At 63.0% G+C, this 23,422-nt stretch carries 15 protein-coding genes; 10 read left to right on the forward strand and 5 right to left on the reverse strand.

The window, feature by feature from the left end:
* The first annotated feature begins 202 nt into the window (after positions 1–202).
* Both ACSQ3I_RS02335 and ACSQ3I_RS02340 read left to right on the forward strand, forming a co-directional pair.
* The gene (locus ACSQ3I_RS02335) at positions 203–1,129 is read left to right on the forward strand and encodes a sulfite exporter TauE/SafE family protein (RefSeq protein ID WP_435995727.1); all 927 of its coding nucleotides are present in this window, start codon (positions 203–205) and stop codon (positions 1,127–1,129) included.
* A complete protein-coding gene (locus ACSQ3I_RS02340) occupies positions 1,129–1,929 on the forward strand; it encodes a TIGR02186 family protein (protein ID WP_435995728.1) in 801 nt (266 codons plus the stop codon). The genes ACSQ3I_RS02335 and ACSQ3I_RS02340 overlap by 1 nt, the downstream gene beginning before the upstream one ends.
* A 128-nt stretch (positions 1,930–2,057) precedes the next feature.
* Here ACSQ3I_RS02340 and ACSQ3I_RS02345 read toward each other — a convergent pair whose 3' ends face one another.
* The 3 genes from ACSQ3I_RS02345 to ACSQ3I_RS02355 all read right to left on the reverse strand — a co-directional run bounded on the left by ACSQ3I_RS02345 (position 2,058) and on the right by ACSQ3I_RS02355 (position 6,070).
* A complete protein-coding gene (locus tag ACSQ3I_RS02345) occupies positions 2,058–2,525 on the reverse strand; it encodes a cupin domain-containing protein (RefSeq protein WP_435995729.1) in 468 nt (155 codons plus the stop codon).
* A gap of 283 nt (positions 2,526–2,808) precedes the next feature.
* The gene (gene pdeM / locus ACSQ3I_RS02350; RefSeq protein WP_435996265.1) at positions 2,809–3,534 is read right to left on the reverse strand and encodes a ligase-associated DNA damage response endonuclease PdeM; all 726 of its coding nucleotides are present in this window, start codon (positions 3,532–3,534) and stop codon (positions 2,809–2,811) included.
* A gap of 25 nt (positions 3,535–3,559) precedes the next feature.
* Entirely contained in the window at positions 3,560–6,070 is a 2,511-nt protein-coding gene (locus tag ACSQ3I_RS02355; protein WP_435995730.1) for a ligase-associated DNA damage response DEXH box helicase, read from the reverse strand.
* 372 nt (positions 6,071–6,442) lie between these two features.
* Here ACSQ3I_RS02355 and ACSQ3I_RS02360 point away from each other — a divergent pair, with 372 nt between their 5' ends.
* The 3 genes from ACSQ3I_RS02360 to ACSQ3I_RS02370 all read left to right on the forward strand — a co-directional run bounded on the left by ACSQ3I_RS02360 (position 6,443) and on the right by ACSQ3I_RS02370 (position 11,824).
* Entirely contained in the window at positions 6,443–8,236 is a 1,794-nt protein-coding gene (locus ACSQ3I_RS02360) for an acyl-CoA dehydrogenase C-terminal domain-containing protein (protein ID WP_435995731.1), read from the forward strand.
* Positions 8,237–8,391: 155 nt separating this feature from the next.
* On the forward strand, positions 8,392–9,600 hold the full coding sequence (locus ACSQ3I_RS02365) for an acetyl-CoA C-acetyltransferase (protein ID WP_435995732.1): 1,209 nt from the start codon (positions 8,392–8,394) through the stop codon (positions 9,598–9,600).
* 13 nt (positions 9,601–9,613) lie between these two features.
* Entirely contained in the window at positions 9,614–11,824 is a 2,211-nt protein-coding gene (locus ACSQ3I_RS02370; protein ID WP_435995733.1) for an FAD-dependent oxidoreductase, read from the forward strand.
* A gap of 211 nt (positions 11,825–12,035) precedes the next feature.
* Here ACSQ3I_RS02370 and ACSQ3I_RS02375 read toward each other — a convergent pair whose 3' ends face one another.
* Positions 12,036–13,241 (reverse strand): amidohydrolase family protein, encoded by a 1,206-nt coding sequence (locus ACSQ3I_RS02375; protein WP_435995734.1) that lies wholly within the window; start codon positions 13,239–13,241, stop codon positions 12,036–12,038.
* A gap of 209 nt (positions 13,242–13,450) precedes the next feature.
* Between ACSQ3I_RS02375 and ACSQ3I_RS02380 the strand changes: the two genes are divergently transcribed.
* Positions 13,451–14,344 carry an NAD(P)-dependent oxidoreductase gene (locus tag ACSQ3I_RS02380; protein WP_435995735.1) on the forward strand — a complete coding sequence of 298 codons (894 nt, stop codon included), beginning with the start codon at positions 13,451–13,453 and terminating at the stop codon, positions 14,342–14,344.
* Positions 14,345–14,576: 232 nt separating this feature from the next.
* On the forward strand, positions 14,577–16,583 hold the full coding sequence (locus ACSQ3I_RS02385; protein ID WP_435995736.1) for a DEAD/DEAH box helicase: 2,007 nt from the start codon (positions 14,577–14,579) through the stop codon (positions 16,581–16,583).
* A gap of 102 nt (positions 16,584–16,685) precedes the next feature.
* Here the strand turns inward: ACSQ3I_RS02385 and ACSQ3I_RS02390 are convergent, their stop codons facing one another.
* Complete coding sequence (locus ACSQ3I_RS02390; protein ID WP_435995737.1) at positions 16,686–20,189, reverse strand: hybrid sensor histidine kinase/response regulator; 3,504 nt, start codon at positions 20,187–20,189, stop codon at positions 16,686–16,688.
* A 198-nt stretch (positions 20,190–20,387) separates the two neighbouring features.
* Between ACSQ3I_RS02390 and mscL the strand changes: the two genes are divergently transcribed.
* From mscL to galE, 3 genes are all read left to right on the forward strand, one after another.
* Positions 20,388–20,813, forward strand: a complete 426-nt coding sequence (gene mscL, locus ACSQ3I_RS02395) for a large conductance mechanosensitive channel protein MscL (RefSeq protein WP_435995738.1) — start codon at positions 20,388–20,390, stop codon at positions 20,811–20,813.
* A 135-nt stretch (positions 20,814–20,948) separates the two neighbouring features.
* Complete coding sequence (locus tag ACSQ3I_RS02400; RefSeq protein ID WP_435995739.1) at positions 20,949–22,115, forward strand: pyridoxal phosphate-dependent aminotransferase; 1,167 nt, start codon at positions 20,949–20,951, stop codon at positions 22,113–22,115.
* 178 nt (positions 22,116–22,293) lie between these two features.
* Positions 22,294–23,328 carry a UDP-glucose 4-epimerase GalE gene (gene galE, locus ACSQ3I_RS02405; protein ID WP_435995740.1) on the forward strand — a complete coding sequence of 345 codons (1,035 nt, stop codon included), beginning with the start codon at positions 22,294–22,296 and terminating at the stop codon, positions 23,326–23,328.
* Positions 23,329–23,422: the final 94 nt, after the last annotated feature.

Raw genomic sequence — 23,422 nt, forward strand, 5'->3', positions numbered from 1 at the left:
AAAAAGACGGCTTAGGACGTTTCCGAGAATTGACACCCCGGCCTCAGGGGCGCAAGACGATTTTGTGGCTCAATCAATGGCATGGCCATGATTTGGCAATCATTTTGCGCCTTACTTCCAAGGGTCCGGGTTTCAGCCTTGCATACCCGCCAGATAACCCGCCGGCTGCCGGCGGGTTGATACCTGTTTTTGAGGTCCTGCCGTGTCGATCTATCTGCCGATCGCAGAATTGTCGGTCAACATCTTCGTTATCCTGGGCATGGGCGCAGCGGTGGGTTTTCTGTCCGGCATGTTCGGTGTCGGCGGCGGCTTCCTGATCACGCCGCTTCTGATCTTCTACAACATTCCCCCCGTCGTTGCCGTCGCCACCGGCGCAAACCAGGTCGTCGCCTCGTCCGTCTCCGGCGCGCTCAGCCATTTCCGGCGCGGCACGCTGGATATAAAGCTCGGTTCGGTGCTCCTGGTCGGCGGTCTGGTGGGCGCCACGGTCGGCATCTGGATCTTCTCGCTGCTGCGCAGCCTTGGCCAGCTCGACCTGTTCATTTCACTGCTCTACGTCGTTTTCCTCGGCACGGTCGGCGGGCTGATGCTGCTCGAAAGCCTGAACGCCATGCGCCGCGCCCGCCGTAACGAGACGGTGACGCTGAAGAAGCCCGGCCAGCATAGTTGGGTGCACCGGCTGCCGCTGAAGATGCGCTTCAAGAAGTCGAAGATCTATCTGAGCGTCATCCCGATCATTGGCCTCGGCTTCGGCATCGGCATCCTCACCTCGGTCATGGGTGTCGGCGGCGGCTTCATCATGGTGCCGGCGATGATCTATCTGCTGCGCATCCCCACCAACGTCGTCGTCGGCACATCGCTGTTCCAGATCATCTTCGTCACCGCCTATACGACGGTGGTGCAGGCAACCACCAACTATTCCGTCGATATCGTTCTCGCCTTCATCCTGATGGTGGCCGGCGTCATCGGCGCGCAATACGGCGTGCGTGTCGGCCAGAAACTGCGCGGCGAACAGCTGCGCGCGCTGCTTGGCCTCTTGGTGCTTGCCGTCGGCTTGCGTCTGGCCGTGGCGCTTGTCGTCACGCCGAGCGACCTCTATTCGATCGCGATCGGAGGCGCCGGAAACTGATGATCCGCCTTCCAGCCATCGCCATCGCGACCCTGCTTTTCGCTTTCCCGTCGCTGGCGCAGATGCCGGTGCTCGGCGAAGCCGTCGACAGCAAGGAACGGCTGCAGATCGGCATGTCGACCAGCGAGATCGCCATCACTTCGGATTTCCACGGCGCCGACCTCACCATCTTCGGTACTGTCGATTATGCCGATGAATTGCTGATGGCCATCGGCCAGTACGACATCATCGTGGCGCTCGAGGGACCGAAGGACAATACCACTGTCCGCAAGAAGGAACGCCTGTTCGGTATATGGGTCAACCGCCGCGCCATGACCTTCGAGATGGTGCCGGAATCCTATTCGATTTCCAGTACGCGCGCGGTCGACACGATTGCCGTGGAGCAGGAACTCAACGAGCGCGGCGTCGGCCTCAGCCATATTCCGTTGCGACCGATCGGCTTTGTCGGCAATGCTGCCAATCTCGGGGAGTTCCGCGATGCCTATCGCCGGCTGAAGCAGACCCACGGGCTCTACGAGCGCGATACGAGCGGCGTGCGTTTCGTCAGCCCGACGCTGTTTCGCGCCACGCTGAAGCTGCCGGCCAACATTCCGAACGGCGTCCACACCGTCCGCGCCTTCCTGTTCAAGAGCGGGGTTTTTGTCGGCGAGCAGCAATTGCCGCTGCGGGTGGTGAAAACCGGCATCGAGCAGGCGATCACCGATGCGGCGCGTGAAACGCCGTTCGCTTATGGCCTGTTTGCCGTGCTGATGGCGATCATCACCGGCTGGTCGGCAAGCATCCTGTTCCGCAAGGATTGATCGGGCGCCTTCTCCTGCCGCCATCCTCGATGTCGGTTACGGCCGCAGTTATCGAAAACACCCGCACCGGGATTGCCGATGCGGGTGCTCATTCGTTGGGTTTTACGCGGGAAGACCGGCAATGCCGGTTATGCAGCCAGCGGCGGCCCGATCAGGTTGATGCCATGCGCGAAGCAGGCGGTGGCAAGCTGCAGCTTCTTCTCTTCGCTCGGCGCTTCATGCGGGGGCAGGCCGGCATTTTCCGCCGGGCGTGAAACCGAGCGGACCATGTCCTCGAAGCCGCCCCGCGTCACCGTCAGGTAGCGGGCGCCGTTGGGGGAGACGACCCGGTAGCGATGCGGTACGTCACGTGGGGCGCAGACCGCCTGGCCGGGACGCAGCGTCATCGTCTTGCCATCGACCTCGAACTGGATCTCGCCGTCGAGAACGTAGAAGATTTCATCTTCGCCGTAGTGAATATGCAGCGGCGGTGCATCGCCGAACGGCGTGTGGTGCACCAGCAGCGAAATGCGTTCGGAGTTTTCGGCCTTCGGCATGGCAACGGTGACACGCGAAGAGAGGAACCAGATTTCATCGGCATTGTGTCTGTCGGACATGATGTCATCCTTGTGGTCGGGTCGCCTGAAACGCTGGCGGTCACGTCCCTGGAACAGGTCGGTTCCGTGTGACCGTGGCGTCGAAGCCGTCTCCTCGTCGCCCTGTGAAGGTGTCGGCTCTTCGAACTTCGCCGGGCGAACGACAACCCTTGGATGCGCCCGGTATCACCATGATCGCAACAAAACCGGCCTGATCCTGTCACCGAGGAGACCGGGAAAAAACTGCTCCGGCGTTATGGCGACGGGCTGGAATGGGCAAAAACCCGTTAAAAATGGGGGGATGTCAGCCGAGCAGGTTGCCGAAGCGGACGGAATAGATCCGGTCGCGGCCCATCAGGTGGGCCACCAGCGCCGTCTTGTCGAACAGGCCGCGCATCGCCTTGTGACGCAGATCGAGGCCACCGCTCATCAGTCCGAAAGCCGGCATCAGCAGACGGCTGCCGTCGGTGGCGAAGCAGGGGCGGCGGATGGCCTTTTCGCGCCGGCGCACGGTGGCGGCGGGATGCAGGTGGCCGGCGATTTCGCCTTTCTGAAGTCCCTGGCGCGGCTCGTGGCGGAAGACGAGGCTGCCGTAATGCAGTTCGTCGGCGCAGGTGCCGGGAAGGTCCACCGTGCCGTCAGGATCGTGGTTGCCGTTGATCCAGATCCATTCGCGGCCGCAGGCCATGGTGGTGATCAGGCCGCGGAATTCCTCCGGCATATGCGCGGAACCGATGCGATCGTGAAAATTGTCGCCGAGGGAAATCACGATTTTCGGGTCGTAGCGGGAAATGACGGCGGAAAGCACCGTCAGCGTCGCCAGCGTGTCATAGGGCGGCAGCATCATGCCGCGGCGGGCGAAAGCGGCGCCTTTTTCAAGATGCAGGTCGGAAACGACGACGATACCGCTATCCGGCAGATAGAGCGCACCAAGCGGATCGCAGACGGCGGCAACGCCGTTGACGGTGGTTTCCGCGCAGCTTTCGGCCGGCGTTGGAATCATGTCGCGCGCAAGCGCCAGACGGTTCATCACGGCGGTTCGGTTCCAGTCCTGTTCAGGCCATCGCCTCGGCGATCAGGTCGTCGGCGGCCTCCGCAAGCAATGCGTCCTGCGCTTCGCCCGGCACGGCCTCCTTGCCGATCTCGAGCATCACCGGCACGGCGAGCGGCGAAATATGATCGAGCGCGCGGTGGGTGATATGGCCCTTGATTCGTTTCAGCATATCGCCAAGCCGCGAAATATCCAAAAGACCGCTTGCCGCATCCTGCCGCGTCGCCTGCAGGAGGATGTGGTCGGGTTCGTGATTGCGCAGCACGTCGTAGATTAGGTCGGCCGAAACCGTTACCTGCCGGCCGGTCTTCTCCTTGCCGGGATGGCGCCGCTCGATAAGCCCGGCGATGACCGCGCAATTGCGGAAGGTGCGCTTGAGCAGGAAGGATTCCGCCAGCCATGCCTCCAGGTCGTCGCCCAGCATGTCCTCATCGAACAATTCGGCGAGGCTGAGCCGACCGTTGGCGATCATCAGCCCCATGTCCTCCAGCCCCCAGATGCCCAGCGAATAATCCGTCGCGACGAAACCGAGCGGTTTTGCCCCCATGCGTTCCAGCCGGCGGGTGAGCAGCATGCCGAGCGTCTGGTGCGCCAGCCGCCCCTCGAAGGGATAAGCGACCATGTAGGCGCGGCTGCCGCGCGGGAATGTTTCGATCAGCAGCTCGTCGCGTTTCGGCAGTATCGACTTGTCCCTCTGGATCTCCAGCCAGTCGCGCACCTGATCGGGGAGTTGGCGCCAACGGTCGGGATCGGCGAGCATGCCGCGCACCTGGTCGGCGAGGTAGGTGGAGAGCGGGAATTTTCCACCGGCATAGGCGGGAATGCGCGGATCGAGCGAAAAGGCCTGGCTCACCAGCGCCTCGTTTTCGCGGATGCCCTCGAACCGCAGCACCTTGCCGGCGAAGATGAAGGTATCGCCGGGGGCGAGCTGTTCGAGGAAATATTCCTCCACCTTGCCGAGCGTCGCCCCACCGCGACCGATCCGTCCGCCCTGTCCGCGCTTGACCATCTTCAGGTTCAGCATCGGGCTTTCGACGATGGTGCCGAGGTTCAGCCGGTATTGCTGCGCCACCTGCGGATTGGAGACCCGCCAGCGCCCTTCCGGTGTCCTGCGGATGCGGGCATAACGCTCATAGGTCCTGAGCGCGTAACCGCCGGTAGCGACGAAATCGGCGATGCGTTCGAACGTCTCCCAGGAGAGGTCGGCATAAGGCGAGGCGCTGATCACCTCGTCATAAAGCTCCAGCATGTCGAAGGGTTCGGCGCAGGCCATGCCGAGCACATGCTGGGCGAGCACGTCGAGAGCGCCGGCGCCGACCGGCGGCGTGTCCTGCGCACCGATGTAATTGGCGTCGAGCGCGGCCTGGCACTCCATTACCTCGAAACGGTTGGCCGGCACCAGGATCGCCTTCGACGGTTCGTCCATCCGGTGGTTGGCACGGCCGATGCGCTGGGCAAGCCGTGACGCCCCCTTCGGCGCGCCGACATGGATGACGAGATCGACGTCGCCCCAGTCGATGCCGAGATCGAGCGTCGAGGTGGCGACCACGGCGCGCAGCTTGTTGGCCGCCATCGCCGCCTCGACCTTGCGCCGCTGGCCGACATCGAGCGAACCGTGATGCAGGGCGATGGCCAAGTTGTCGTCGTTGACGGTCCAGAGTTCCTGGAACAGCATCTCCGCCTGGCTGCGGGTGTTGACGAAGAGCAGCGTCGTCTGGTGGTCGAGCAATTGTTTGTAGACGTCGGGAATGGCGTATTTGGCGGAATGCCCGGCCCAGGGGATGCGTTCTTCCGTCTTGAGGATGGAGATATCAGGCTTGGCACCGCCTTCCGCCAGCACCAGCCCGGCGTGCCTGTCCTCATCAGGCATCTGCGCCACCAGCCATTTCTGTAGTTCCATCGGCTCGGCAACGGTGGCCGAAAGACCGATCGTCTGCAGTTTGGGCGCCAGCCTTCGCAGGCGGGCGAGGCCGAGCGACAGCATATGGCCTCGCTTCGAGGTGACGAGCGAATGCAACTCGTCGAGCACCACGTATTTCAGGTCCTTGAAGAAGCGTTCCGCCTCCTTGTTGGCGAGCAGCAGTGCCACCTGTTCCGGCGTTGTCAGCAGGATATCGGGCGGATTGAGTTTCTGGCGCTGGCGTTTGGCGACCGGCGTGTCGCCGGTGCGGTTCTCGACCGTCACCGGCAGGCCCATTTCCTCCACCGGCTTCATCAGGTTGCGCTCGATATCGACGGCCAGCGCCTTGAGCGGCGAGATGTAGAGCGTGTGGATGCCGGTAAAGGCGGAGCCGGGCGGGATCTTGCCGCGCCGCGTCAGGTCGGTGAGCGACGGCAGGAAACCGGCCAACGTCTTGCCGGCGCCGGTGGGGGCGATCAGGAGCGTGCTGTCGCCGGCCTCGGCGCGGTGAAGAAGCTCAAGCTGGTGGGCACGCGGCCGCCAGCCTTTTTCCGCAAACCAGCGGGTGAAGGGCAGGGGAAGTGTAACGGAAGCTTCGGTGTCGATCTGATTCACGCCGCATAACCTAGGCAAGCGTGGGTGGAAAAAGAAGGGCCGGCCACGCCTTCGCGATGGATAAATGCCCTTTGCGCTGTTTGGCCGCCGGCGTGGATTTCCCACCATCCCGCGTGGCGAAAAACCCGGCGGTGCGACGTTCGGCCGCCGTCACGTAAAATTAAGCGTTTTCGCGCCGGCATTCATCGTCGATAGCAGCTTTTAACACTCTGCCTGTACCATTTCGGATCAGTCGCGGGCATCCGAGGAATTTCTGCGGTCGAGGAGAGACAACGGCTTAGCGAATTTACGTTTACGCGCACGTCAATATTTTGTATCAGTTTGGAGGTCCGGATCAGGCATCCGGACAAGAGTGGTGGAGGAAGAGGAACGATGCCCGTCTACAAGGCCCCGGTGAACGATACGCTTTTTGTCCTCAACGAGGTGTTGGGGCTCGAACGCTACAACAACCTTCCCGGCTTTGCCGACGCGACCCCCGACATGCTGGAAGCGATCCTCGGCGAAGCGGCGAAGATGGCCGAAGAAGTGCTCTTTCCCTTGAACCGCACCGGCGATCTCGAAGGCTGCAAGCGCCACGACGACGGCTCCGTCACCACGCCGAAAGGTTTTAAGGAAGCCTACGACGCTTATTGTGAGGCCGGCTGGATCGGTCTTGCCGTGCCGGAAGAGTTCGGCGGCCAGGGACTGCCCTATACGCTGCATGCGGCGGTCGGCGAATATAATTCCGCCGCCAACATGTCGCTGATGATGTATCCCGGCCTGACCCAGGGCGCCATCGCTGCCATCCTCGTGCACGGAACCGAGGAGCAGAAACGCACCTACCTGCCGAAGATGGTCGCCGGCACCTGGTCCGGCACCATGAACCTCACCGAGCCGCATTGCGGCACCGACCTCGGCCTGTTGCGCACCAAGGCCGTGCCGCAGGCGGACGGCAGCTACAGGATTTCCGGCCAGAAGATCTTCATCTCCGCCGGCGAACACGACATGACGGACAACATCGTCCATCTGGTGCTCGCCCGCATCGAGGGCGCGCCGGAAGGCACCAAGGGCATTTCGCTGTTCATCGTGCCGAAATTCCTCGTCAATGACGATGGCACGCCCGGCCAGCGCAACAGCGTGTCCTGCGGCGCCATCGAGCACAAGATGGGCATCCACGGCAACGCCACCTGCGTCATCAATCACGACGAGGCGACCGGTTACCTCATCGGCGCCGAGAACAAGGGCCTCAACGCCATGTTCGTGATGATGAACGAAGCCCGCCTCGGCGTCGGCCTGCAGGGCCTGTCGATCGGCGAGATCGCCTACCAGAATGCCGCCAGCTATGCCCGCGAGCGCATCCAGGGCCGCTCGCTCTCCGGCGCCAAGGCACCGGAAAAGAAGGCCGATCCGATCATCGTCCATCCCGATGTCCGTCGCTCGCTGATGACCATTCGTGCCTTCAACGAGGCCGGCCGCGCCTTCCTTTTGTGGACGGCGCTGAAATCCGATATTGCCCACCGGTCCGCCGATGCCGCCGAAAGGCAGGCGGCCGATGATATCCTCGGCCTCGTCACGCCGATCCTCAAGGGTGTGCTGACCGACAAGGGGTTCGATCACGCCGTCGCGGCGCAGCAGCTCTTCGGCGGCCACGGCTACATCGAGGAACACGGCATGAGCCAGTATGTCCGCGATGCGCGCATCACCATGATCTATGAAGGCGCCAACGGCATCCAGGCCCTCGATCTCGTCGGCCGCAAGCTCGGCCTCAACGGCGGCCGCGCCGTCATGGCGCTGTTCAAGGAAATCGGCGATTTCTGCGAGGAAAACCGCAATGACGAAAAGCTCGCCTCCTTCACCAAGCAGCTGAAGAAGGGGCTGAACGACCTGCAGGCCTCGACCATGTGGTTCATGCAGAACGCCATGGCCAAGCCCGACAATGCCGGCGCCGGCTCCACCGACTACATGCACCTCTTCGGCCTCGTCGTGCTCGGCTACATGTGGACGAAGATGGCCAAGGCCGCGGAAGAAGGCCTTGCCGCCGGCGAGGAGCGGGCGGATTTCTACCGCAACAAGCTTTTGACCGGCCGCTTCTTCATGGAACGCATCCTGCCGGAAACCGCGCTGCGCAAGACCCGCATCGAGGCCGGCGCCGACAGCATGATGGCGCTTGCGGCGGAGGCTTTTTGAGCCGGTTGGTTTGGGCTTGCAAAAAGCCCAGATTGGCTCTGGAGGAATCACGCACCGGGTGCGATTCTCGCAAAAAATAGTGTCATCGCAGTGTTGTGCCATGACACGGACGGTATGAACGGCAGGCCAGCGGCCTTGCCGAAGGGAGATGGAAAATGACCGAAGTCTTCATTTACGACCATGTGCGCACCCCGCGCGGTCGCGGCAAGAAGGATGGCGCGCTGCACGAGGTGCCGACGCCGCGGCTGGCGGCGCGTGTGCTGGAAGCGGTGCGCGACCGCAGCGGCATCGATACGGCCAAGGTCGACGATATCATCTTCGGCTGCGTCGATCCGGTCTATGAGGCCGGCGCCGTCATTCCGAAGGCCGCCGCCTTCGAGGCCGGTTATTCCTTCCGGGCGCCGGGCATGCAGATTTCCCGCTTCTGCGCTTCCGGCCTCGATGCCGTCAATCTCGGTGCCGCCAAGATCGCGCAAGGGGCAGACGATATCGTCGTCGCCGGCGGTGTCGAGAGCATGTCGCGCATCGGCATGGGCATGTCCGGCGGTGCCTGGTACATGGATCCTTCGGTGAATTTCCCGGCCTATTTCATGCCGCAGGGCGTTTCGGCCGATCTCATCGCCACCAAATACGGTTTTACCCGCGACGACGTCGATGCCTATGCCGTCGAGAGCCAGCGCCGTGCCGCGCATGCGTGGGATAGCGGCTACTTCAAGAATTCGGTCATCCCGGTCAAGGACCAGAACGGCCTGACCATCCTCGCCAGGGACGAGCACATGCGTCCCGGCACGGACATGCAGGCGCTGGCGAGCCTCAACCCGTCCTTCCAGATGCCGGGCGAAATGGGCGGCTTCGACGCCGTCGCCATCGAGGCGCATCCGGACGTGGAGCGCATCAACTACATCCACCACGCCGGCAACTCCTCCGGCATCGTCGACGGCGCTGCTGCCGTGCTGCTTGGCTCCAAGGCGGGCGGCGAGACGATGGGCGTGAAACCCCGGGCGCGGATCAGGGCTTTTGCAAACATCGGTTCCGATCCAGCGCTGATGCTCACCGGACCGGTGGATGTCACCGAAAAGCTGTTGAAGCGCTCGGGCCTCACGCTTGCCGATATCGATCTCTTCGAACTCAATGAGGCCTTCGCCGCCGTGGTGCTGCGTTACATGCAGGCCTTCGACATCGAGCCCGACCGCATCAACGTCAATGGCGGCGCCATCGCCATGGGCCATCCGCTTGGTGCCACCGGCGCGATGATCCTCGGCACCGTGCTCGACGAACTGGAACGCCGCGACCTGAACACCGCGTTGGTGACGCTCTGCATCGGCGCCGGCATGGGCACCGCGACGATCATCGAACGGGTTTGAGGGAGGACGAGCAATGACTTACACGAATTTCACCGTTGAAACCGATGCCGACGGCATCGCCCTCGTCACCTGGAACATGCCCGACAAGTCGATGAACGTCTTCACCGTCGAGGTGATGGACGAAATCGACGCGATCATCGACCAGGTGGTCGCCGATGCTGCCGTCAAGGGCGCGGTCTTCACCTCCGGCAAGTCGTCCTTCTCCGGCGGCGCCGATCTCTCCATGATCAAGGGCATGTTCACCATGATGCTCGAGGAGAAAGAGAAGGATCCCGACAACGCCATCCAGAAACTGTTCGATGTCGCCGGCCGCATGACCTGGCTGTGGCGCAAGCTGGAAACCTGCGGCAAGCCGTGGGTCTCGGCGATCAACGGCACCTGCATGGGCGGCGCCTTCGAACTGTCGCTCGCCTGCCACGGCCGCGTCGCCTCCAGTGCCAAGTCGGTCAAGATTGCGCTTCCCGAGGTCAAGGTCGGCATCTTCCCGGGCGCCGGCGGCACCCAGCGCGTGCCGCGGCTGACCAATGCGCAGGATGCGCTGCAGATGATGACCACGGGCTCCAGCCTGACGGCAAGCCGCGCCAAGGCCATGGGCCTGGTGCATCAGGTGGTCGAGCCGGACCAGCTGATCGCGGCCGCCAAGCAGATGATCAAGGACGGCCTGAAACCCGTCGCCCCCTGGGACGAGAAGGGTTTCAAGGTTCCCGGCGGCGGCATCTGGACGCCAGCTGCCGCCCAGCTTTGGCCAGCCGCTTCCGCCATCCTGCGCCGCGAGACGCATGGCAACTATCCGGGCGCGCTCGCCATCGTCAAATGTGTCTATGAAGGCTTGCAGCTTCCCTTCGATACGGCGCTCAAGGTGGAGCAGCGTTATTTCACCCAGGTGCTGCAGACCACCGAAGCCTTCTCGATGATCCGCTCGTTGTTCATCTCGATGCAGGAGCTCGGCAAAGGCGCCCGCCGCCCGGCCGGCATAGAGAAATCGGACTTGAAGAAGATCGGCGTCGTCGGCGCCGGCTTCATGGGCGCGTCCATCGCTTATGTCAGCGCCGCCGCCGGTATTTCGGTCACCCTGATCGACCGCGACCTGGAAGCAGCCGCCAAGGGCAAGGCCGTTTCGGAAAAGCTGGTGGCCGACAGCGTCGGCAAGGGACGGATGACCAAGGAAGAGGGTGAAAAGCTGCTCTCGCTGATCACGCCTGCCGCCGACTACGAGGGCCTGCGCGACGTAAAACTGGTCGTCGAGGCCGTGTTCGAGGATCGCAACGTCAAGAAGGCGGTCATCGAGGCGGTCGAGGCAGTGCTGCCGGAGGATGCCATCTTCGCCTCCAACACCTCGACGCTGCCGATCACCGGCCTTGCGGAAAACTCCAAGCGCGCAAAACAGTTCATCGGCGTGCACTTCTTCTCGCCGGTGGAGAAGATGATGCTGACGGAAGTCATTCTTGGCGAACAAACCGGTGACAAGGCGCTCGCCGTGGCGCTGGATTACGTCGCGGCGATCAAGAAGACGCCGATCGTCGTCAACGATACCCGCGGGTTCTATGTCAACCGCTGCGTCTTCCGCTACATGAACGAAGCTTATGACATGCTGGCCGAAGGCGTGCCGGCAGCAATGATCGAGAATGCCGGCAAGATGGCCGGCATGCCGGTCGGCCCGCTGTCGCTGACGGACGAAATCGCCGTCGATCTCGCCCAGAAGATCATGAAGGCTTACATCGCCGATCTCGGCGAGGGCGCCGTCAAGCCGGGCCATATGGCGCTGATGAACAAGATGGTCGACGAATTCGACCGTCGCGGCCGCAAGAACGCCAAGGGTTTTTACGATTACCCGCCGAAACCGGCCAAGAAAGCACTGTGGCCGGGCGTGAAGGACCTCTATCCGCAACGCAAGGCGGAGGAATTCGACGTCAAGCTGCTGCAGCAGCGCCTGCTGGTCACCGTGGCGCTGGAAGCGGCCCGCACCATGGAGGAAGGCATCGTCATCGATCCGCGCGAAGCCGATGTCGGCTCCATCCTCGGCTTCGGTTTTGCGCCCTATACCGGCGGGACGCTCTCTTACATCGACGGCATGGGCGTCAAGACTTTCGTGGAGCTTTGCGATCGGCTGGCTGCCGACTACGGCGATCATTTCCAGCCGACGCCGCTGCTGCGCGAGATGGCGGCGAAGGGCGAGACCTTCTATGGGCGGTTTGATCCCTATGCGAAGGCGGCGGCTGCCTGAGTGGATACGGGGTGCAGTTTCAGCCGACGCTGGCGGATCTGCCCCTCACCCTAACCCTCTCCCCGTACAACGGGGAGAGGGGACTTGCCCCACTCTACGTCACTGATTGGGAAAACGGGTGCGGCATACCTCCTTCTCCGCGCAGGCGGGGAGAAGGGTCAGCAGGGCGCAGGCGGATGAGGGGCCTTCTTAACGAAAGTCGTGAACCCCCTCAACGAACGACCACACCATCCCGAGCGACCAGCCGCCCTGCCTTGTAGACCGCACGCCCCTTCGGAACGCCGATCACCGCCTCCGGCACGTGCTCGGCTGCCAGCGTTACGAAATCGGCCTTGCTGCCGACCGTCAATCCATAACCTTCCAGCCGCAAAGCCCTGGCGCTGCCCTCGGTGACGACGTCGAAGGCGAGTGCCAATTCCTCGTCGGTGTAGAATCCGGAGCGGTAACCGATGATCGAGGCGCGGCTCAGCATGTCGCCGTCGCCATACGGCCACCAGGAATCGCGGATGTTGTCGCTGCCGCTGAAGACGGTGACGCCGGCTTCCCGCAGCATCGCTACCGGTGGGAAGCCGTGGTCGCCCGGCGCATTGGTCATGATGGCCACGCCGGCCTTCGCCAGCAGGTCGCCGGTCTTGCGGGCAAGATCGGCGGAAACGTCGCCCAGCGAATAGGCATGGCTGACGGCCACGTGGCCGGCCATGCCGAGTGCCGTCGTGCGCGCCGCGATCTGCTCCAGTTCGAAGATGCCGAGCGTGCCGAAATCATGCAGGTGGATATCGATATCGACGCCGCGCTTTTCGGCGATGCCGAAGACGACATCGAGATGTTTTTCGACATCGCGGTCGAAGCTGGCCGGATCGAGGCCGCCGACAAGATCGGCGCCAAGCTCGATCGCCGCGTCCATCAGCTCCGGCGTGCCGGGGCTTTTCAGGATGCCACTCTGCGGAAAGGCTACGAGCTGGATATCGATGTGGTCGCGGTATTCCTCGCGCACGGCGAGGATCGTCTCCAGCGATTTGAGCCCGACCGAACCGTCGACCATCACATGACTGCGCATGACGGTCGAACCGTTGCCGATGCAGAGGTCGAGCTGCTTGCGCGCCCGTTCCGCCATCGGCGCTGCCTTGGCCATGTTTTCAGCCTGGAAGGCGACACGTTCATGCACGTCAAAACCGTTGGTGCAGGGTCGGTGTGGCTTCCAGGCATCGCCATAAAAACTGGTGTCGAGATGAATATGGCCTTCGACGAAACCGGGTACAATCAGCAGTCCGCCGAGATTGACGGTTTCGCCGGCCGGTTGCGGACCGGCTTTGCCTGCCGGCTCGATCGAAACGATGCGGCCGGCCGTGACGGCAAAATCGGTCAGCGCACCATCGGCAAACCGGGCATTGGTGAAAAGCGTGTCGGCGGGTTTCAAGATGTCTCCTGCGGGTTGTGGCGGGGATGCATGCCGCGGCGGCCCTCTGGCGGGAGGGCGCTGTGGTTGACTGATATTGCTCCGCGACCATTCCGCTTTCAACCTGTCGCCTTGACCGCGCTCAGTTTTCTGCTGTCGTGGCTGCCAGCCTCGTGTAACTGATAGGGCCAGCTTGTAGTCAGGCGAACAAAACAGGGCGGAGAGAGCACATGGAAAAAGAACGCATCGGCTTTATCGGCGTCGGCCTGATGGGCCACGGCATGGCGAAAAACATCGTTACCAAGGGCTGGCCGCTCACTGTCATGGGCCATCGCAACCGCGCGCCGGTGGAAGACCTGATCGCTGCCGGTGTCAGCGAGGCGAAAACCGCCCGGGAACTGGCGCTTGTCTCCGATGTCGTCGTCCTCTGCGTCACCGGTTCGCCGCAGGTGCAGGCGGTGATCGACGGGCCGGATGGGCTTGCTGCCGCCGGCCGCGAACTGGTCGTCGTCGATTGCTCGACCTCCGATCCCTCGGTCACGACGCGGCTTGCCGCATCGTTGGCGGAGAAGGGCATCACCCTGGTGGATGCGCCGCTCGGGCGCACGCCGGCGGATGCGGCGGCCGGCACGCTCGACGTCATGGTCGGCGGTGCCGATGCCGTCATCGCTCGCATCCGGCCGGTGCTCGATGCTTTTGCTGGCCGCGTCATCCACACCGGCCCGACCGGTTCCGGCCACACGATGAAGCTGCTCAACAATTTTCTCTCGATGGGATATGCCGCCCTTTATGCCGAGGCGCTGATGATCGGCGAAAAATCCGGCGTGACGCCGCAGGTCTTCGACAGCGTCATCCGCGGTGGCCGCATGGATTGTGGTTTCTACCAGACGTTTTCCCGCTGGTTCCTGGAGCGGGACCCGAACGCCCATAAATTTGCGATCCGCAACGGCTTCAAGGACATGAGTTATCTTGCAAGCCTTGCCAATTCGCTGGGTGCGGCCAATCCGGTCGGCGCAGCGGTGCGAAACAGTTTTGCGCAAGCCGTCGGCACCGGCCACGGCGACGACTACGTGCCGATGCTCACCGATATCGTCAAGGACCTCAACCGCGGCGACGCTTCCTGAGGCGAAGAGCGGCTCTCCCCGTTTCCTGCAGCAACGGCCGCCGGACGGCCGTTTCTTAACCTTCGGCCGATGGACGGGCGACGATCTTGCAATCGCCGCTCGACAATTCCGCACATCCACGCTATGAGCCGCGGCAATGAATGGCTCGTGATATGCTTGCCGTGATGCTGATGCCTTCCGGCCTCCCTGCCTGAAGGCGCTGAAGAACAGAATTCCGAAAGATCAAAAAACCATGACAGAGATCGAAGGCATCGTCCCGGCGATTGCCAAGGCGTTGGACAAACGCGGATACAAAGAATTGACGCCGGTGCAGAAGGCCGTGATCGACCCCGAGCTCGGCGTAGCCGACGCGCTGGTGTCGGCGCAGACCGGCTCCGGCAAAACCGTTGCCTTCGGCTTGGCGCTGGCGCCGACGCTTTTGGGCGATGACGAGAAATTCGGCCCGGCGGCGACGCCGCTGGCGCTGGTCATCGCGCCGACGCGCGAACTGGCGCTGCAGGTGAAGCGCGAGCTTGAATGGCTCTACGAATTCGCCGGTGCCACCGTGGTTTCCTGCGTCGGCGGCATGGATATGCGTACCGAACGCCGGTCGCTGGAACGCGGCGCCCATATCGTCGTCGGCACGCCCGGCCGTCTTTGCGACCATATCCGCCGCGATGCGCTCGACATGAGCGACCTGCGCGCCGTGGTGCTCGACGAAGCCGACGAGATGCTCGACCTCGGTTTCCGCGAAGACCTGGAGTTCATCCTCGAAGCCGCGCCGGAAGACCGCCGCACGCTGATGTTTTCGGCCACCGTGCCGCGCGCCATCGCCAAGCTGGCCGAAAGCTACCAGCGCAACGCCGTACGCGTCGAAACCACGGCAGCCCGCGAACAGCACGTCGATATCGAATATCGCGCCCTCGTCATGGCGCCGGCCGATCGCGAGAATGCCATCATCAATGCCCTGCGCTTCTATGAAGCGAAGAACGCCATCGTCTTCTGCTCGACGCGTGCTGCCGTCAACCATCTGACGGCGCGGCTCGGCAATCGCGGCTTTTCCGTCGTGGCGCTGTCGGGTGAACTCAGCCAGAGCGAACGCACCCACGCGCTGCAGGCCATGCGCGATGGCCGCGCCCGCGTCTGCATCGCCACCGATGTCGCCGCGCGCGGCATCGACCTGCCGAACCTCGAACTGGTCATCCATGCCGACCTGCCGACCAATCCGGACACGCTGCTGCACCGCTCGGGCCGCACCGGTCGTGCCGGCCGCAAGGGCGTCAGTGCCCTGATCGTGCCGCAGAACGGCCGCCGCCGCGCCGAGCGCCTGCTGCAGAACGCCGGCATTGCCGCCGAATGGGCACGTCCGCCGTCTGCCGACGAGGTCAGCCAGCGTGATGGCGAGCGGCTTCTTGCCGATCCGTCGCTCAGCGAACCGATGGCTGACGAAGAAAAGACCTTTGTCGCCGATCTTCTGGCGCGTCACGGCGCCGAACAGGTCGCCGCCGCCTTCGTGCGCCTCTATCACACCGGTCGCTCGGCGCCGGAGGAACTGATCGAGATGAGCCTCGACCAGGGCCGCCGCACGAGCCGCGACGATCGCCACAACCCGAACGAGGGTTTCAAGGGCAGCGACGAACCGCGCCGCAACCGCCAGGAATTCGGCGAAAGCACCTGGTTCTCGCTCTCCGTCGGCCGCAAGCAGAATGCCGAGCCGCGCTGGCTGATCCCGATGCTCTGCCGCGCCGGCAACCTGACCAAGCGCGACATCGGCGCGATCCGTATGCAGCAGCAGGAAACGCACGTCGAACTGTCGGTGGAAAGCGCCGAAAAGTTCCTCTCGGCGATCGGCCCGAACCGCACCATCGAAAAAGGCATTCGCGTCACGGCGCTGAAGGGTCCGCCGGAAGCCGGCGATGGCGACCATCGCAAGGCCTTCGGAAAACCGTCCAAGCCGCGGGAGTTCGACGATCGTCCCGAACGGCCGAAGAAGCCGTTCGGCGGCAAGCCGCGTGAGGCATCTGCCGATCGGGGTTTCTCCGAGCGCCGCGACGACAAGCCGTTCGGTGACCGCCCGGAGCGGCCGAAGAAGTCGTTCGGTGGCAAGCCGCGGGAAGCATCCGCCGAGCGGAGTTTTTCCGAACGCCGGGATGACAAGCCGTGGACCAAGAAGCCGGCCAAGCCGAAGGCCGATACGGCCGGTGTTGCGCCAGTGGCCAAGAAGCCGAAAAAGAAAAACGCCAAGACCCGCGTCGAATAAGACGGGTTGCGGCTGCAGCTTCGGCATCGCAAGGATGCCGGGGAAGCTATGAGGAAACGCGGCGGAACGGTTTAGGCCGGCTCCGCCGTTTTCCATTTCTGCTCACTCGGCGGCAGCGCGCTTCAGCCCGGAAACCTGGGTGAGATAGGCGCGCAAAGCTGCGGGTTTGACCGGCTTGTGCTGCACGGCGATCGTGTGGCGTTCCGCCTCGGCGCGAACCTCGACACTGCGGTCGGCCGTCAGCAGCAGGGCCGGGATATCCGCCTTGAAGAATATCCGTAGCGCCCGGATCGCGGCGATGCCGTCGCCGCTGTCGAGATGATAGTCGGCGACGATCAGGTCCGGCATGCTGTCGCCCGTCAGGCGTTCATTCGCCTCCGCCAGCGAGGCGGCGGTTTTTACCTCGCAGCCCCAGCCTGAGATCAGCAGTTGCATGCCTTCGAGGATCTTCGGTTCGTTGTCGATGCACAGCACCCGGAAACCCTTGAGCGTTTGCGACGCGGTGTCACCGGCGGGCAATGCGGAGGCGGGGGCAGCGGCCGGAACGGAGAGGTCGAGCGGCATGCGCACCCGGAAATCCGTGCCGCGGCCGGGGATGGAATGCAGGTTGACGGGGTGGTTGAGCACCCTTGAGATGCGGTCGACGATCGACAGGCCAAGCCCCAGGCCGGCGGCGGTGCGCGCGCCCTCGTCGAGACGGGCGAATTCCTTGAAGATGGTGCGGAATTTCGACGAGGGGATGCCGATCCCGCTGTCCAGCACCTGGATGACCACCTGGTTGCCCTGCCTCCGGGCGCCGACCAGCACCTTGCCGTTCAGCGTATATTTTATGGCGTTGGATACGAGGTTCTGGATCAGTCGCCGCAACAGGTTGGGGTCGGAGCGCACATGCAGCGAGGTCGGCATGATCACGAGCTTCAGCTTTTTCTCGCGTGCGATCGGGGCGAAATCCGTCTCGATGCGGCCAAGCAGGTCGTTGAGCGACACGGTGGCAAGCCGCGGTTTCATCGCCCCGGTATCGAGGCGGGAAATGTCGAGAACGGCGCCGAGGATGGTTTCGACCGATTCCAGCGCGGAATCGATGTTGCGCACCAGCGTGCTGTTGTCGGAATTGCCCATGCGTTCCACCAGCGATGACGAGTAGAGGCGGGCGGCATTGAGCGGCTGCAGGATGTCGTGGCCGGCGGCGGCGAAGAAGCGGGTCTTGCCGATATTGGCTTCGTCGGCGCTGGCGCGGGCTTCGGCCAGTTCGTGGTTGACGCGGGTCAGTTCGCCGGTGCGTTCGGCGACGCGTTGCTCCAGCGTTTCGTTGGCCTGCTTCAGCGCCTTGTCGGCGGCGACGCGCTGGGTGATATCGGTGAAGGTGGCGACGATGCCCTTGTCCGGCATGGCGTTGGAGCGAACTTCGATGATCGTCTGGCCACCGTTCAGCACCAGTGAAAACGGCTTGTCGAGGGTCTGGAAGTTGCGCACCACATGGTTCTGGTCGCTCACCGGAATGTCGCCGCGCTCGGAGAGGATGGCGACGATGTCGGCCAGCGGAAAACCCACCTGGCCGACATGTTCGGGCAGGTCGAGCAGATTGCGGAAACGGCGGTTCCAGATGGTCAGCCGGTTGGAGCTGTCGAACACGGCAATGCCCTGGTCCATCTGGGAAAGCGCTGTCTGCAGCATGTCCTGATTGTATTGGAGCGCTTCGCTGGCCTGGTCGAGCAGCCATGCCGTGTCCGAGGAGGCGTCTTCGGCCTTCTGCAGGATCAATGACAGGACGAGGCGGGCCGAAGACGAGCCGATGGCGCTGCCGAGCAACTGTTCGGAAAAATGGATCAGGGCCATGTCGGCCGGCTGGTCGTCGAGAAGCGGCCGGCCGGCGGTGCGGGCATAGGTGCCGAAGGAGCGCTCCATGCGTTCGTCGCCGAGATAACGGGCGATTGCCGCTTTCAGGTCGCCGACGCTGACGCGGGTCTTCCAGCCGCGGGTGGCGAATTGCGAGCGCGAATGGCGTTTGACGAAGATGCCGGACTGGATGCGCTCGACGGGTTTTGGGTTGCGCGTCAGCGAGCCGATGATGAAGGCGGTGCAGTTGACCAGCAGGCTGAGCGTCACCGCGTTCACCAGTGGATCGGCGCCCGGATCGGTAAACAGCGTCATGCCGGGGAAGATGAAGCCGAGCACGGCCGGCGCCACGTAGGAATAGTCCGGCCCGCCGAGACTTGGCATGAACAGCAGATAGGCCCAGATGACGAAACCGCTGATGAGGCCGGCGATGGCGCCGCGGGCATTGGCGCGTCGCCAGACCAGGCCGCCGATCAGCGGCGGTGCGATCTGGGCGATGGCGGCAAAAGCGAGCAGACCGATGGAGGCGAGCCCTGTGGTCGAGTCCGTCGAGCGGTAATAGCCGTAACCAAGCAGCATCACGGCGAAGATCGCCGTGCGCCGGATGTTGAGCAACGAGCGGGCGAAATTCTTGCGCTGGCTGTCGTCGGAAAAATTCCGGCGCAGGAAGATCGGCATCACCAGGTCATTGGAGATCATGATGGCCAGTGCCACCGATTCGACGATCACCATCGCAGTTGCCGCAGAAAACCCGCCGATGAAGGTGATCAGCGACACCGTGTGCATCGCATTGGCGAGCGGCAGCGACAGCACGTAGATATCCGCGTCGCCACTGCCGCCGAAGACCATGACGCCGCCGATGGCGACCGGCAGCACGAAGATGTTGATGGCGACGAGATAGACCGGCAGCAGCGTGCCGGCGAGCTTCAGTTCGCCCTTGGTGCGGTTTTCCACGACGGTGACATGGAATTGCCGTGGCAGGAGGATGATGGCGAAGGCGGAAAGGATGGTCAGCGTGATCCAGCGGCTGAGCGGCGTCTCATAGCTGAGTGCCGCCATGACCCGCGCATTCTCGGAGGCTTTCGCCCAGAGGTCCCATGGCCCGTCAAAGAAAAGGAAGAGCACCGATATGCCGACCGTGCCGAAGGCGACCAGCTTCACCAGCGATTCCATCGCAATCGCCAGGATGAGGCCGTCCTGGTGTTCGGTGGCGTCGGTATGCCGTGTGCCGAACATCGCCGCAAAGCAGGCGAGCACCAGCGTGACGATCAGCGGCAGGTCGACGAAATAGAGATTGCCGCTGCCGATGCCGTAATCGGAAGGATTGACGATGGCGGAGACGGAACTGGAAACCGCCTTCAGCTGCAGGGCGATGTAGGGAACGGCGCCGACCAGGCAGATCATCGCCACGATGCCGGCGACCGTCGAATTCTTGCCGTAGCGCGCGGCGATGAAATCCGCCACGGAGGTCAGTTTTTCCGCCTTGGCAAGTTCCGTGATGCGCCGGAGCACCGGCATGCCGAGCGTGAAGACGAGGATCGGGCCGATATAGATCGCCGCAAATTCCAATCCGCGTTCCGCCGCCAGGCCGACCCCGCCAAAATAGGTCCACGAGGTGCAATAGATGGCAAGGCTCAGCGCATAGACGATCGGCCGGCCCCTGTTCGCGGCTCCCCTGACCTGACTCACGCGGTCGCCGTAACTCGCGACCGCAAAAAGCAGCAGCAGATAGCCGATCGCCGATGCGAATATGACCCAGCCTGGCAGCATTCCCCCTCCGTTCCCGCCGTGCAGGAAAGTTGAGGATAGGACAAAGCGGCGCGCTTGAAAATTGCCCGCCTCTAGGCCTTAAGTCCAAGAGACCTATTTACATTCGGGCCGGTTCGTACTTCGATCGGCATGTTAGAATATCCGGAAGGACGCTTCTTCTGCGCCGGTCCGGATCGATTGCAACAGGGGGCCTATCGAATGCTCAATGAATTCAAGACATTTATCGCACGCGGCAACGTCATGGACCTTGCCGTCGGTGTCATCATCGGCGGTGCCTTCGGCCTGATCGTCAACTCGTTGGTCAATGACATCGTCATGCCGATCGTCGGCGTCATCTTCGGCGGCTTCGACTTTTCCAACTATTTCATTCCATTGAGTTCTTCCGTCACGGCCACGTCGCTGGCCGCTGCCCGCGAGCAGGGCGCCGTTTTTGCCTACGGCAACTTCATCACCGTCGTCATCAATTTCATGATCCTGGCCTGGATCATCTTCCTGATGGTAAAGGGCGTCAACAAGCTGCGCGCGTCGGTCGAACGGCAGGAAAAGAAGGAAGAGGCTGCCGCACCGCCGCCGGCCGATATCCAACTGCTGACCGAGATCCGCGATCTCCTGAAAACCAAATAAGGATGGCCAGGCAGTCCGGCCGGTCGTCCGGCCGGACTGTTGCGATTCATCAACAGAATCGATCCGTCGCTCAGGGAATATCATGGGATTTGTTGACGATCCTCGGTTATGAAGACCGGAAATCGGAGAGAACCCATGTCGATTCTGAACAGCCTGAGCCCGCGTGCACTCGAAGCCCCTGAAAGTGGCATCGTCGAAGTCGTCAACTATGCCCGCGGCCGTGACGGACTGATTCCGCTCTGGGTCGGCGAAGGCGACCTGCCGACGCCCGGCTTCATCAACCAGGCGGCATCCGATGCGATGTTTGCCGGCGAAACCTTCTACACCTGGCAGCGCGGCATTCCGGAACTGCGCCAGGCGCTGGCCAACTACTACAGCCGACATTTCGGCACGTCGCTGCCGATGGAGCATTTTTACGTCACCGGTTCCGGCATGCAGGCGATCCAGCTGTCGGTCCAGGCGCTGACCTCTCCGGGTGACGAGATGATCTATCTGTCGCCCGCCTGGCCGAACATCGCCGCCGCCCTCGATATCGCCGGTGCCCGCTCGGTGCCGGTGACGCTGGATTTTATCAACGGCAGCTGGTCGCTGGATCTTAATCGCCTGGAAAAGGCGATCACCCCGAAGACGCGGGCCATGTTCATCAACACGCCGTCGAACCCGACCGGCTGGACCGCGACCCGTGAAGATCTCGCTGCTATCCTGGCGCTTGCCCGCAAGCACGACATCTGGATTCTCGCCGACGAAATCTATGCCCGTTATTATTACATTGGTGCCCGCGCGCCGTCGTTCCTCGATGTCATGGAAAGCGGCGACAAGATCATCTTCGTCAATTCGTTTTCGAAGAACTGGTCGATGACCGGCTGGCGCGTCGGCTGGATCGTCGCACCGCCGGAAATGGGCCAGGTGATCGAAAACCTGGTGCAATATTCGACGTCGGGTGTTGCCCAGTTCATGCAGCGCGGCGCCGTTGCCGCGCTCGACCAGGGCGACGACCTGGTGAAGATGAACATCGAAAAGGCCGCGAAAGCCCGCGATATCCTCTGCGACGCGCTGATCGCCACCAACCGCGTCGAGACACTGAAGCCCGACGGCGCGCTTTATGCCTTCCTCAAGATCGACGGTGTCACCGACAGCCGGGCGGCGGCCATCGACATCGTCGACAAGACCGGTGTCGGCCTTGCGCCGGGCACGGCCTTCGGGCCGGGCGGCGAATTGTTCATGCGCGCCTGCTTCCTGCGCGACCCGGCGCATATCGAGGAGGCTGCCGCGCGCCTTGCCGCTTATATCCAAGCGCGCTGACAGGTTTTGGACCTATCAGGGGAGTTCGCTAAAATTCGAGCGAATTCCCCAAGCAACCGTTTGCCACATCGCCAAACAAACCGGCCGCAGCCGGCGGAAACAGGCATTTCCGAACGAATTTGAAAAGAAACCCGCGCTTTGATGCTTCCCAATAAAAACGAACAGGGAAGTATAAATCATGGCGGTGCTGGTGACGGGTGGCGCAGGCTATATCGGCAGTCACATGGTATGGGCGCTTCTGGATGCGGGTGAGGATGTCGTGGTCCTCGACCGGCTTTCCACCGGCTTCCGTTGGGCGGTCGCGCCCGAAGCGCGCTTCTACATGGGCGACGCCGGCGACGAGACGTTGCTGCAGCAGGTGTTTGCGGAAAACGACATCGACGCGATCATCCATTTTGCCGGCTCGGTCGTCGTGCCGGAATCGATCATGCATCCGCTCGAATATTACGAGAACAACACCAGCAAGACCCGCATGCTGCTGTCGGCTGCGGTCAAGGCCGGCATCCCGCATTTCGTCTTCTCCTCGACGGCCGCCGTCTATGGAACGCAGGAGAGCGCCGTTCCGGTGCTGGAAAGCGTGACGCCCCGGCCCGAAAGCCCCTACGGCGTTTCGAAGCTGATGTCTGAGATGATGCTGCGCGATACGGCGCAGGCGCATGCCTTCCGTTATGTCGCCCTGCGTTATTTCAATGTCGCCGGCGCCGACCCGAAGGGCCGGACGGGACAATCGACGATGGGTGCCACCCATCTGATCAAGGTCGCCTGCGAGGCAGCGCTTGGCCGCCGCACCGGCGTCGATGTTTACGGCACCGACTATGACACGCCCGATGGCACCGGCGTGCGCGACTACATCCATGTCAGCGATCTGGTCGAGGCGCATCTGCGCGCCCTCGATTATCTGCGGCGCGGCGGTGTTTCGCTCACGGCAAATTGCGGATACGGCCAGGGTTATTCCGTCCTGCAGGTGCTGCAGGCGGTCATGCGGGTGCATGGGCGGCGCTTCGACGTCCGTTATGCGCCGCGCCGGGCCGGCGATCCCGCGAGCATCGTCGCCGATTCCGCGCTGGCGCGTGAAACGCTGGGCTGGGTGCCGTCGTTCGACGATCTTGACGGCATCGTGCGCAACGCCCTCGAATGGGAGGAGCACTTGGGGCGCAAGAACAGCTACGACATCGAAAGCATGCAGCAGATGCTGGCTTCGGCCCGTTTCTGAGTGGATCGTTTTTCCTTCGCTTCGGGGAAAGGTTGCGGCGGCATGCGCCGCGCCACGCTCCAGTTTGACAACAGCTTCGGCCGTTAGGTTCGAC

The sequence above is a fragment of the Rhizobium sp. LjRoot30 genome, from assembly GCF_964253915.1.
Lineage (GTDB): Bacteria > Pseudomonadota > Alphaproteobacteria > Rhizobiales > Rhizobiaceae > Metarhizobium.

Coding starts and splice junctions, on each gene's coding strand:
- mscL (WP_435995738.1), top strand. CDS start 20,388: ATGCTCAATGAATTCAAGACATTTATCGCACGCGGCAACGTCATGGAC.
- ACSQ3I_RS02345 (WP_435995729.1), bottom strand. CDS start 2,525: ATGTCCGACAGACACAATGCCGATGAAATCTGGTTCCTCTCTTCGCGT.
- ACSQ3I_RS02340 (WP_435995728.1), top strand. CDS start 1,129: ATGATCCGCCTTCCAGCCATCGCCATCGCGACCCTGCTTTTCGCTTTC.
- ACSQ3I_RS02360 (WP_435995731.1), top strand. CDS start 6,443: ATGCCCGTCTACAAGGCCCCGGTGAACGATACGCTTTTTGTCCTCAAC.
- ACSQ3I_RS02365 (WP_435995732.1), top strand. CDS start 8,392: ATGACCGAAGTCTTCATTTACGACCATGTGCGCACCCCGCGCGGTCGC.
- ACSQ3I_RS02390 (WP_435995737.1), bottom strand. CDS start 20,189: ATGCTGCCAGGCTGGGTCATATTCGCATCGGCGATCGGCTATCTGCTG.
- ACSQ3I_RS02370 (WP_435995733.1), top strand. CDS start 9,614: ATGACTTACACGAATTTCACCGTTGAAACCGATGCCGACGGCATCGCC.
- pdeM (WP_435996265.1), bottom strand. CDS start 3,534: ATGAACCGTCTGGCGCTTGCGCGCGACATGATTCCAACGCCGGCCGAA.
- galE (WP_435995740.1), top strand. CDS start 22,294: ATGGCGGTGCTGGTGACGGGTGGCGCAGGCTATATCGGCAGTCACATG.
- ACSQ3I_RS02385 (WP_435995736.1), top strand. CDS start 14,577: ATGACAGAGATCGAAGGCATCGTCCCGGCGATTGCCAAGGCGTTGGAC.
- ACSQ3I_RS02380 (WP_435995735.1), top strand. CDS start 13,451: ATGGAAAAAGAACGCATCGGCTTTATCGGCGTCGGCCTGATGGGCCAC.
- ACSQ3I_RS02400 (WP_435995739.1), top strand. CDS start 20,949: ATGTCGATTCTGAACAGCCTGAGCCCGCGTGCACTCGAAGCCCCTGAA.